The following is a 10,900-nucleotide window of genomic DNA, read 5'->3' as shown; positions in this document are numbered from 1 at the left end:
GGAAGCTAAGCCTTTCAGCGCCGATGGTACTGCAGGGGGGACCCTGTGGGAGAGTAGGACACCGCCGAACAATCTTTGTGGGAAAGCCCCGCACCATCTGGTGCGGGGCTTTTCTGCGTTCAGGGCCCGATTCACCGGCTCAACAGCCGGAGGCCGGAACAGAGCCGGCAGTGCGCTCAGAGCTTGCCGGCGGCCTTCAACGCGAGATACGCGTCCGCGAGGGCCGGCGCGAGGGCGTCGGGTGACGCGTCGACGACCGTGACGCCGTGGCGCTGGAGCTGTTCCGCCGTGCGGAGGCGCTGGGACTGGGTCTGCGTCGCGGCGGCGGCCTCGTAGACGCCCTCGATCGTGCCGCGGGTGCCGGCCATGCGGGCCACGTGCGGATCCGACGGAGAGGCCACCACGACCGTGTGGCGCTGGGTGAGCTGCGGGAGGACAGGGAGCAGGCCCTCTTCGACGGGGGCGGCGTCCAGGCCCGTGAGCAGGACGATCAGCGAGCGGCGCGGGGCGCGGGCCAGGGCGGTGGCCGCGAGGCCTCGGGCGTCGGTCTCGATGAGTTCGGGTTCCAGCGGGGCGAGGGCGTCGACCACGGCGGGCAGGACGTCGTTCGCCGAGCGGCCCTGGACCCGGGCGCGGAGGCGGCGGTCGTAGGCGAGGAGGTCGACGCGGTCGCCGGCACGGGAGACGAGGGCGGTGAGCAGGAGCGCGGCGTCCATCGCGGCGTCGAGGCGCGGGACGTCGCCGACGCGGCCTGCGGAGGTGCGGCCGGTGTCGAGGACGATGAGGATGTGGCGGTCGCGTTCGGGGCGCCAGGTGCGGACGGCGACGGTGGTCTGGCGGGCGGTGGCGCGCCAGTCGATGGAGCGGGTGTCGTCGCCGGGGACGTATTCGCGGAGGCTGTCGAACTCGGTGCCCTCGCCGCGGGTGAGGACGCTGGTGCGGCCGTCGAGCTCGCGCAGCCGGGCCAGGCGTGAGGGCAGGTGCTTGCGGCTGGTGAAGGGCGGCAGGACCCGTACGGTCCACGGGACCTCGTGGTTGCCCTGGCGGGCGGCGAGGCCGAGGGGGCCGAAGGAGCGGACGGTGACGCGTTCGGCGCGGCGGTCGCCGCGGCGGGTGGGGCGCAGGGCCGTGGTGACGCGGCGGCGCTCTCCGGCGGGGACCGTCAGCTTCTGGCGCTTCGGGTTCTGGGCGCTGCTCGGGGGCCAGGCGTCGCGCAGTTGGGCGCGCAGGCGGCGGCGGGACGGATTGGTGACGGTCAGGTGGACCTCGGCCGCGTCACCCAGTCGAACAGACGTATCACCATTTCGGGTGAACTGGAGCTTTCGCACTGGCGCGGCCATCGCGTAGTCGCACAGAATTGCGAGTGTGAGTGGCGCGTTCACCGCGAGCATCCCGGTCCAGCTGGGCGCGAGGATGCCCACGGGGAGCGACCCGATGGCGGCGAGCAGGGCGGTGCGTCCGGTGAGGGCCATGGGGTGCCGTTCTCAGCGAGGTACGGGGACGTGGGCGAGGATCGAGTTGAGGACGGAGTCGGAGGTGACTCCCTCCATCTCGGCCTCGGGCCGCAGTTGGACGCGATGCCGGAGGGTCGGCAGCGCCAGGGCCTTCACATCGTCCGGGGTGACGTAGTCCCGGCCGGTCAGCCAGGCCCAGGCGCGGGCCGTGGAGAGCAGGGCGGTGGCTCCTCGGGGGGAGACGCCGAGAGCGAGCGAGGGGGATTCACGCGTGGCACGACAGATATCGACGACATAGCCGGCGATCTCGGCGGAGACCGCGACCTTGGCGACGGCCTTACGGGCGGCCGTGAGCTCCGCGGGGCCGGCGACGGGGCGCACTCCGGCGGCCTTCAGATCGCGCGGGTCGAATCCCTGGGCGTGGCGGGTCAGGACGCTGATCTCGTCCTCGCGTGAGGGCAACGGGACCGTCAGTTTCAGCAGGAAGCGGTCGAGTTGGGCCTCGGGCAGCGGATAGGTGCCCTCGTACTCGACGGGGTTCTGGGTCGCGGCGACGAGGAAGGGCTCGGGCAGCGGGCGGGGGGTTCCGTCCACGGTGACCTGGCGCTCCTCCATGGCCTCCAGGAGCGAGGACTGGGTCTTCGGGGGCGTCCGGTTGATCTCGTCGGCGAGCAGCAGGTTGGTGAAGACCGGGCCGGGCTGGAAGGAGAACTCGGCGCTCCGGGTGTCGTAGACGAGGGAGCCGGTCACGTCACTGGGCATCAGGTCGGGGGTGAACTGGACGCGCTTGGTGTCGAGTTCGAGCGCGGTGGCGAGGGTTCGTACCAGGAGGGTCTTGGCGACGCCGGGGACTCCTTCGAGCAGGACGTGCCCCTTGCAGAGCAGGGCGACGACGAGACCGGTGACGGCGGGGTCCTGGCCGACCACGGCCTTTCCGATCTCGGTGCGCAGGGCCTCCAGGGAGGCGCGGGCGCTGTCCGAGCTCGTCACGGTCTCGGGGGTCGGGGCGCTCATGAGGTGCGTACCTCTCTTTCGAGGGCGTCGAGTTGGTCCGCGAGGCGGACGAGGGCGGCGTCGTCGGCGGGAGCCGGGCCGAAGAGGAGCGTCCGGTGGATCCCCGCGGCGGTCGCGGGGATCCGGGCGGAGAGTGCGGGGAGGAGCAGATCGGGGGAGTGGGCGTCCTTGGCGGGGATGCCGAGGAGCGGGGCGATCCGGTCGCGGGTCGCGGTGCGCAGGACGGTGGCCGCGCGGTCGCGGGCGTCGGTCTTGCGGTAGAGGCGGGCGCGGCCCTCGGTGGCCTCGGAGGCGCGGACGGCGACGGGGAGGCGTTCGGGTACGAGGGGGCCGAGGCGGCGGGCACGCCAGACGGCAGCGAGGACCGCGGCGACGGCGAGCTGGAGGGTGCCCCACAGCCAGCCGGAGGGGATCAGGTCGAGGAACGTGGCGCCGGAGTCGTCGGTGGCCTCGGGGGCGGCGGGCACATCGGAGAGCGAGGGGAGGTACCAGACGAGATGCGGGTGGGAACCGAGGAGTTGCAGGGCGAGGGACGCGTTGCCCTGCTGGGCGAGGCGCCTGTTGGTGAGGAGTTCGGGGGAGCCGACGAGGATCGTGTCGGCGGTGCCCGGGCCGGGGACGCGGACCAGGGTCGGCAGGCCGTCCGCGGGGTAGCAGGCGTCGGCGGTGGTGCTTCCGGTGAGGTAGCGCTCGCCGCCGAGTTCGGCGCCGCCGGCGCGGGCGGCGGCGGGCAGGGTGCAGCCGGGTCCGGGCTCGCGGGTGGCGACCACGACGCTCAGGTCGGTGTCGATGCCCGGGGCGAGGGTGTTCAGGCTGGGGGCGCCCGCGCCGAGGAGGACCGTGCGGCCGGCCGAGCGGGTCATCGCCCCGTACAGCGTGGACTGCTGATCAGGCGTGAGCAGGTCGGGGGTGGTGACGAGCAGGGTGGTGTCGTCGCCGGTGGCGGCGGTGGCCCCGGCGAGGGTGTCGTGGACGTCGAGGGTGACGCCCCGGGCCTTGAGGAGTTCGGCGACGGCGCGGCTGCCGGAGGGGTCGGCGGAGCGCGGGTCGAGGCGGCCGCCGTGGTCGGAGGAGCGGACGGAGGCCAGGACGAGGCCGCCGATCAGGACCAGAGCCAGGAGCAGCAAGGCGCCGCGGGCGCGGGCCCACAGCTGACGGGGAGTGAGCGAGGTGGAGGTGGCGCTGGTGGCCGACCGGCTCATCGGGGCGCCTCCGTGAAGCCGGTGGCGGCGGCTGTGGCGAGGGTCGGTTTGCTCTTCTCCAGGGCGCTGTCGAGCTGTTCGATGCGGCGGTACGCGGGTTCGTCGGCGCTGCGGCCGCCGTATGTGACGTCGTCGAAGGCGCGGGCGGCGGCGCGCAGGGCATCGGCGTGGGTGGGCAGCCGGCGGCCGGCTTCCGAGGCGGCCTCGTCGGCGGTCCTGCCCGGACGCGGGTCGAGCAGGGTGCGTTCCTCGAGGGCGCGGACGATCGCGCGCATGCGTTCCTGGACGGCTTGGTTCCACTGGCCTTCGGCGGCGTGGCGGCCGGCCGCGGCACGGTGTTCGGCGGCGGTGCGCGGGCCGTCGTCGAAGAGGGAGTCACCGCCGGTGGCGACCGTGCGGCGGGGGGTGCCGAGGCGCCACCAGAGGGCGGCGATCAGGGCGAGCACGACGATGACGACGGCCACGAGTCCGGCGACGCCGCCCGGGGTCGCCCCGGAGGCGGCGTCGAAGAGGCTGTCGACCCAGTCCCAGAAGCGGTCGAGGCCGCGCTGGAGAAGACTGGGATCGTTCTCGTGGTACATCGGCTTGGACAGTTCGCGCTCCGCCGCCTCCTGGGCGGGGACGCGCGGAATGTCCTCCGGTATGTCACCGGCCGTGCCCCCCGTGATCGTCACGCCATCAGCCTCCGTAACCGGGGAGTCCGGCGGCGCGGGCGAGTTCGAGGTCGAGGGCCTCGCGCCGGATGCGCTGGTCGATGTAGAGGAGCACCGTCACGCCGGAGGTCAGCGGGTAGGTGAGGGCGCTGGTGATGACGCCGCCGATACCCATGATGATCAGGAAGGTCCAGCCGGTCTCCGGGACGCTGCCCTCCATGAAGGAGTCGAGACCGCTGCCGGAGACGGCCGTCGCCAGGATGAGGAACGGGATGGCGACCAGCATCGTGAAGACGGCGACCATCACATTGGTGAGCAGAGTGATGCCGAAGATGCGCCACCAGGAGCCCTGGACGAGCTTCATGGACCGCTTCATCGCCTTGATGACGCCCTGACGCTCCAGCATCAGCGCGGGGGAGGCGAGGGAGAGCGCGATCGTCAGCCAGATGACGGCGACGAGGGCGCAGAGGCCGCCCACGAAGGCCAGGCCCGTGCCGGCGTCGCCGCCGAGGAGCATGCCGGGCAGCAGGCCCACGAACATGACCGCGGCGGAGAGGACGGTCACCAGGACGGTGAGCCCGAGAAGCTGGAGCAGCCGCGGGCGGGCGTCCCGCCAGGCCTCGCCCAGGGTGACGGGGCGGCCGAGGACGGCCCGGCTCATGACGACGGTGAGCAGCGCGGAGCAGAGCAGCCCGGCGGCGATCATGATCACGTACGCGGGGCCGGACTCGATCAGCGCGTTCTTCATGGACGCGGCGCTCTGCGAGAGGGCCTCCGCCGGGGTGGCGTCCGGGTTGATCTCCACGGGCGCCGGGGCCAGGTAGCGGGCGCCGAGAATGTCCGCGACCTGCGCGACGATCGCGACACTGAGACTGATCGCGAGGACCGTCTGCCAGTAACGGCGCATGGTCGTCGCGGCGCCGTCGAGGATGTCGCCGAGGGTCATCGGACGCAGCGGCACCACACCGGGCTTGGCGGCCGGCGGCAGGCCCCAGTGACCGTGCGGCGGCGGCGCGCCCCAGCCGCCGCCGTGCGCACGGGCCGGGGCCTGCGGCGCGGCGGCGGGCCCGGGAGCGGTCGGCGACTGCCACTGGCCGGCGGGCGGCTGCTCCTTGGACCACTGGGGGACGGAGCCGTTCGCATCGCCGGGCGAGGCGGGCCGGGGAACACCGGAGCCGTCGTGGCCGTCGGAGGGAGCAGATCCGGGCGAGGTCCAGCCCGGAGTGTCGTTCACGGTCGTCCACCTCGAGGAATGGTCGCGGGGCCGGATCGGCGAACCGGCTCGGTCTCTGCGGCCGCACGCCTGTCCGGGCGGTCGGCCGGGAGCCATCGTGCCACGCGGGACCCTCCCACGGGCGGGCCCGGGCACTACTCCGCCACCTTCCTTGTCAGAGCCGGTGGGGGCAGACTGGGCCGACGCCGCTCCAGGCGGGCGAACCGGGGACGAACCAAGGGGCGGGGCAGAACGGGGGACACCGGAACCGCGCCCGCATACCGGGCTCGGCAGTGCTCGACGATCATCGCGCCGAGCCGGCAGCCGGACGGCCGGGCGCGTGCCGCCGGGGTCCGGTTGCGGGGTGGCCTGAATCGTGCGTCTCGTCCGTTGCGGAGGCCGCGGGGTACGGTGCTGGCCGGCCGCGTGGCCCCCGGCGCCGGCGTCCGCCCGTCACCGCAGGTCAGTGAGGTATCTCACCAGCCGCCTTGAGACTGATACGGAAATGGGATGATGTCGATATGAAGGGACGCGTTCTTGTCGTCGATGACGACACCGCACTGGCCGAGATGCTCGGGATCGTGCTGCGAGGTGAAGGGTTCGAGCCGTCGTTCGTCTCGGACGGCGACAAGGCGCTTGCGGCGTTCCGTGAGGCCAAGCCGGATCTGGTGCTGCTCGATCTGATGCTGCCCGGGCGGGACGGGATCGAGGTGTGCCGGCTGATCCGGGCCGAGTCCGGGGTGCCGATCGTCATGCTCACGGCCAAGAGCGACACCGTCGACGTCGTGGTCGGTCTGGAGTCCGGGGCCGACGACTACATCGTGAAGCCGTTCAAGCCGAAGGAGCTCGTCGCCCGCATCCGGGCGCGGCTGCGGAGGTCGGAGGAGCCGGCGCCCGAGCAGCTCGCCATCGGCGATCTGGTCATCGACGTGGCCGGTCACTCCGTGAAGCGCGACGGGCAGTCCATCGCCCTCACGCCGCTGGAGTTCGACCTGCTCGTCGCCCTCGCCCGCAAGCCGTGGCAGGTGTTCACGCGTGAGGTGCTCCTGGAGCAGGTCTGGGGCTACCGGCACGCCGCCGACACCCGTCTGGTGAACGTGCACGTCCAGCGGCTGCGCTCGAAGGTCGAGAAGGACCCCGAGCGCCCGGAGATCGTGGTCACCGTGCGCGGTGTCGGATACAAGGCAGGACCGAGCTGACATGAGCGCAGGCAGTACTGCTCCGAAGCCCGGGAACCCGGGGGTCCGTACGGGGCGGGCTGCCGGACCGGGAAGGGGGGGCTCGCGTTTCGGCCGTCTGCTCCAGGACGGGGCCCCCGGCGGGCCGGTGTTCCGGCTCGTCATGCGCTGGGTGCGCCGCCCGCTGCTGCCGGCGGTGCGCGTGTGGCGGCGCAATCTGCAGGTGCGGGTGGTCGCCGGCACCCTGCTCATGTCCCTCGGCGTGGTGCTGCTCCTCGGCCTGGTGGTCATCGGCCAGGTCCGCAACGGTCTGCTCGATGCCAAGGAGAAGGCGGCACAGAGCCAGGCGGCCGGCGGGTTCTCCGCCGCCCAGGACCGGGCGGCGACCACGCCGACCGCGCCGGGCGACCAGGACGGCGCCCGGGCCGGCGCGTCCGTGAACTGGCGCTCGACGCTCGTCGAGCAGCTCGCCAGCGGCGGCCAGAGCGCCTACAACGTGGTCGCGCTGTCCCTGGAGACGGGCGACACCGCGAGCCGTGGCGCGCGCGCCTCCGGCGAGGTCGACCCGACCACGAGCATCCCCGCCGACCTGCGGCACAGCGTCGCGCAGGGCACCAGCACCTTCCAGAAGTTCGCCCGGATCCACTACACCAGCGGCAAGCCGTCCGAGCCCGGCCTGGTGATCGGCAAGCGGCTCAACGACGCCGACGGCACCCCGTACGAGCTCTACTACCTCTTCCCGCTGACCCAGGAGTCGGACTCCCTCGCCCTGGTCAAGACCACGCTGGCGACCGCCGGGCTGTTCGTCGTCGTGCTGCTCGGCGCCATCGCCTGGCTGGTGGTACGGCAGGTCGTCACCCCGGTCCGGATGGCCGCCGGGATCGCCGAGAGGCTGTCCGTCGGCAAGCTCCAGGAGCGGATGAAGGTCACCGGCGAGGACGACATCGCGCGCCTCGGCGAGGCCTTCAACAAGATGGCGCAGAACCTCCAGCTCAAGATCCAGCAGCTGGAGGAGCTGTCCCGGATGCAGCGCCGGTTCGTCTCCGACGTGTCGCACGAGCTGCGCACCCCGCTGACCACCGTACGGATGGCGGCCGACGTCATCCATGACGCGCGGGCCGACTTCGACCCGGTCACCGCGCGCTCCGCCGAGCTCCTCGGCGACCAGCTCGACCGCTTCGAGTCGCTGCTCGCCGACCTCCTGGAGATCAGCCGCTTCGACGCGGGCGCGGCGGCCCTGGAGGCCGCGCCGATAGACCTGCGCGAGGTGGTACGACGGGTCATCGGCGGCGCCGAGCCGCTGGCCGAGCGCAAGGGCAGCCGGATCGTCGTCGTCGGCGACGAGCAGCCCGTGGTGGCCGAGGCGGACGCCCGCCGGGTCGAGCGGGTGCTGCGCAACCTGGTCGTGAACGCCGTCGAGCACGGCGAGGGCAAGGACGTCGTCGTGAAGCTGGCCGCCGCCGGCGGGGCCGTCGCCGTCGCCGTACGCGACTACGGCGTGGGCCTCAAGCCCGGCGAGGCGACCCGGGTCTTCAACCGCTTCTGGCGCGCCGACCCGGCCCGTGCCCGCACCACCGGCGGTACGGGCCTCGGCCTGTCGATCGCGGTGGAGGACGCCCGTCTGCACGGGGGCTGGCTCCAGGCGTGGGGCGAGGCGGGCGGCGGTTCGCAGTTCCGGCTGACCCTGCCGCGTACCGCGGACGAGCCGCTGCGCGGCTCCCCGATCCCGCTGGAGCCGGAGGACTCGCGGCGCAACCGTGAGCAGGCCGCCATCGCCGGGGACGGTGTCACGGCCGGTGGCACGGCCGTCGGCGCCGGAGCTGCCGCGGGCGCTGGGACGCGGCTCTCGGCGGTGCCGGTGCAGCCCGCCGGGGAGCGTCCGGCCCTGCCCGTACCGCCGCGGATGCCGCCGGTGCCGCGGGCGACGGTCGACCCCACGGCCCTGCCGGGCAGCGGTGCCCGGGTGGTGGCCCGGTCCGCCGACGGCGCGGAGGACGGCGCCGACGGCGCGGAGAACAGCGGGTACGGCGACGGTGGCGGCGACGGTGGCGGGGCTGAGGCGATGGCGTCGACGCGCGCCGAGCGGGAGGACGGGACTGGTGGGCGCTGACCTTCGAGGGAAGCGGGAGACCCTGGGGCGGGGAAGGCCGGCATCGGGAAATCCGGCACCGGGAGAGCCGGGATCGGGGAAACCGGGATCCGGGAAGCCGGGATCGGTACGGCCGGTGCGAGGGGTGGTCCTCGCGGCGTGCGGTTCGCTGCTGGTCGCCGGCTGCGCGACCATGCCCGACAGCGGTGACGTCCAGGCCGTGAAGGCGTCCAACCCGGGCGACTCGCAGGTGCGCGTGTACGCGGTCGCGCCCCGGGAGAACGCCGACCCGGACGAGATCGTCGACGGCTTCCTGGAGGCCATGACGAGTGACGACCCCGGCTTCGCCACGGCGCGGAAGTACCTGACGAAGCAGGCCGCGCGCGGCTGGAAGCCGGAGGAGAGCATCACCGTGCTCACCAACGCGCCCGGCCGCGACCCGGCCGTGCGGCTGGCCGACCCGGAGACCAAGGGCCGGACCTTCCCGCTCCTCGGGCGGCAGATCGCGACGGTCGACGAGAGCCACGCGTACCAGCCGAAGGCGCCCGCCGAGTACACCCAGTCGATCCACGTCGTGCAGCAGCCCTCGGCGGACGGCAAGACCAAGGAATGGCGCATCGACAGCCTGCCCAAGGGCCTGGTGCTCGGCGAGGCGGACTTCCTGCGCAACTACCGCTCGGTCAACAAGTACTACTTCGCCTCCGGCGAGAACTGGGTCGTCGCCGACCCCGTCTACATCCGGCAGCGCCAGGACCCGGTCACCCGCATGGATCCGGTGACCCAGACCGTGAAGGCGCTCCTGGAGGGCCCGACGGGCTGGCTCGACCCGGCCGTCGACACCCGCTTCCCGTCCGGGACGCAGCTGCGGGACGGCGTCACCTCGCTCGCGACGGACGACCAGTCGACGCTCAAGGTGCCCCTCAACAAGAAGGCCGACCACGTCGGCGCGGCGGCCTGCAAGGGGATGGCCGCGCAGCTGCTCTTCACACTGGGCGACCTGACCTCGGTCCGGGTCGAGCAGGTGGAGATCCAGGGCAGCGAGGGCAACCGGCTGTGCCTGCTCGGCAAGGGGCAGGCGGTCGACGAGTACTCGCCGGTCCGCAACCCCGGCAACGGCGAGAACCCCTACTTCGTCGACGAGCACGGCAGGCTGATGATGCTGTCGGTCGGCGCCCGGCAGCCCGACAAGCCCTCCGCCGTGCCCGGCCCCTTCGGGAGGGGCGCGGTCGGGCTGCGGTCCGTGGCCGTGGACCGCGAGGAGAGCTACGCGGCGGGCGTCGTCCAGGACGGGCGCGAGCTGCGGGTCGGCTCGCTCACCACCGACGAGGAGCTGACCGCGCCCGTCGTCACCAGCACCGCCCTCCAGCCGGACAACCGGCTCTCGGCGCCGAGCTGGGACGGCCGCGGCGATCTGTGGGTCGCCGACCGCAACCCGCTGAAGCCGCGCCTGTGGATGGTGCCGGGCGGGCGGGGCGAGCGGATCGAGGTCAGCACGCCGTGGCTGCGGGACGGCGCGCGCATCGAGTCGCTGCGGGTCTCCGCGGACGGGGTGCGCATCGCGCTACTGGTCACCCAGGACAAGCGCACCACCCTGCAGATCGGGCGGGTCGAGCGCACTGTCGACGACGGCGGGCGGGCGGTCGCCGTCACCGACCTGGAGAACGCGGCGCCGCGCCTGGAGTCGGTCAAGGCCGTCTCCTGGGCCGGACCCAGCCGGCTCGTCGTGGTCGGCACGGAGGCGGGCGGTGTGCAGCAGCTGCGGTACGTGCAGACGGACGGCTCGACCTCGGCCGGCTCGGTCCTGCCGGGCCTGAACGGCGTCGAGTCGGTCGCCGCGCCGCACGGTGAGCAGGCGCCGGTGGTCGCGGACTCCGGCAACGACGGCATCGTGCGGCTGGTGCCGGGCACGAACTGGCAGCCGGTGGTGAAGGAGGGCGGCGACCCGGTCTACCCGGGCTGAGCCGCGCGTCGGGTGCCCGGCCGGTCGGGGGCGGCGGCCGGGGCCCGTTCCGGGCCCTCGGCCCGGGGTCGTCCGGCCCGCCCCTCCGGGCCTTTCGGGCCCCGTCCGCGTGCTGCGGGCGGGGCCCTTCTTCCTTT

The 10,900-nt window shown here is 73.5% G+C and carries 8 protein-coding genes; 3 read left to right on the top strand and 5 right to left on the bottom strand.

Annotated elements, in window-relative coordinates; genetic code table 11:
* Positions 1-176: 176 nt before the first annotated feature.
* Genes AB0C73_RS34320 through AB0C73_RS34300 form a run of 5 tightly spaced genes read right to left on the bottom strand, consistent with a single transcriptional unit; the run spans position 177 to position 5,557 of the window.
* A complete protein-coding gene (locus tag AB0C73_RS34320; protein ID WP_362537553.1) occupies positions 177-1,472 on the bottom strand; it encodes a DUF58 domain-containing protein in 1,296 nt (431 codons plus the stop codon).
* 12 nt (positions 1,473-1,484) lie between these two features.
* Positions 1,485-2,468: a MoxR family ATPase gene (locus tag AB0C73_RS34315; protein WP_362537551.1), complete on the bottom strand. Its 984-nt coding sequence runs from the start codon at positions 2,466-2,468 to the stop codon at positions 1,485-1,487.
* The gene (locus AB0C73_RS34310; RefSeq protein WP_362537549.1) at positions 2,465-3,670 is read right to left on the bottom strand and encodes a DUF4350 domain-containing protein; all 1,206 of its coding nucleotides are present in this window, start codon (positions 3,668-3,670) and stop codon (positions 2,465-2,467) included. The genes AB0C73_RS34315 and AB0C73_RS34310 overlap by 4 nt, the downstream gene beginning before the upstream one ends.
* The gene (locus AB0C73_RS34305; RefSeq protein WP_362537547.1) at positions 3,667-4,344 is read right to left on the bottom strand and encodes a DUF4129 domain-containing protein; all 678 of its coding nucleotides are present in this window, start codon (positions 4,342-4,344) and stop codon (positions 3,667-3,669) included. Before AB0C73_RS34305 ends, AB0C73_RS34310 begins: the two co-directional genes overlap by 4 nt.
* Before the next feature lie 4 nt (positions 4,345-4,348).
* Positions 4,349-5,557 (bottom strand): hypothetical protein, encoded by a 1,209-nt coding sequence (locus tag AB0C73_RS34300; RefSeq protein ID WP_362537545.1) that lies wholly within the window; start codon positions 5,555-5,557, stop codon positions 4,349-4,351.
* 500 nt (positions 5,558-6,057) lie between these two features.
* On the opposite strand from AB0C73_RS34300, the gene mtrA reads away from it, so the two are divergent.
* The 3 genes from mtrA to AB0C73_RS34285 all read left to right on the top strand — a co-directional run bounded on the left by mtrA (position 6,058) and on the right by AB0C73_RS34285 (position 10,763).
* On the top strand, positions 6,058-6,735 hold the full coding sequence (gene mtrA, locus AB0C73_RS34295; protein WP_030250475.1) for a two-component system response regulator MtrA: 678 nt from the start codon (positions 6,058-6,060) through the stop codon (positions 6,733-6,735).
* Position 6,736: 1 nt separating this feature from the next.
* Positions 6,737-8,824 (top strand): MtrAB system histidine kinase MtrB, encoded by a 2,088-nt coding sequence (mtrB, locus tag AB0C73_RS34290; RefSeq protein WP_362537543.1) that lies wholly within the window; start codon positions 6,737-6,739, stop codon positions 8,822-8,824.
* A gap of 172 nt (positions 8,825-8,996) precedes the next feature.
* Positions 8,997-10,763, top strand: a complete 1,767-nt coding sequence (locus AB0C73_RS34285) for an LpqB family beta-propeller domain-containing protein (protein WP_362537561.1) — start codon at positions 8,997-8,999, stop codon at positions 10,761-10,763.
* The last annotated feature ends 137 nt before the right edge of the window (positions 10,764-10,900 follow it).

The sequence above is a fragment of the Streptomyces sp. NPDC048623 genome (assembly GCF_040650755.1).
In the GTDB taxonomy this organism is placed as follows: Bacteria; Actinomycetota; Actinomycetes; order Streptomycetales; family Streptomycetaceae; genus Streptomyces.
This window is presented reverse-complemented; position numbering and strand designations above follow the sequence as displayed.

Bases quoted from the DNA above. Each gene is read 5' to 3' on its own strand.
- AB0C73_RS34315 (WP_362537551.1), bottom strand. From the start codon at position 2,468: ATGAGCGCCCCGACCCCCGAGACCGTGACGAGCTCGGACAGCGCCCGC.
- AB0C73_RS34320 (WP_362537553.1), bottom strand. From the start codon at position 1,472: ATGGCCCTCACCGGACGCACCGCCCTGCTCGCCGCCATCGGGTCGCTC.
- AB0C73_RS34285 (WP_362537561.1), top strand. From the start codon at position 8,997: ATGCCCGACAGCGGTGACGTCCAGGCCGTGAAGGCGTCCAACCCGGGC.
- AB0C73_RS34310 (WP_362537549.1), bottom strand. From the start codon at position 3,670: ATGAGCCGGTCGGCCACCAGCGCCACCTCCACCTCGCTCACTCCCCGT.
- mtrA (WP_030250475.1), top strand. From the start codon at position 6,058: ATGAAGGGACGCGTTCTTGTCGTCGATGACGACACCGCACTGGCCGAG.
- mtrB (WP_362537543.1), top strand. From the start codon at position 6,737: ATGAGCGCAGGCAGTACTGCTCCGAAGCCCGGGAACCCGGGGGTCCGT.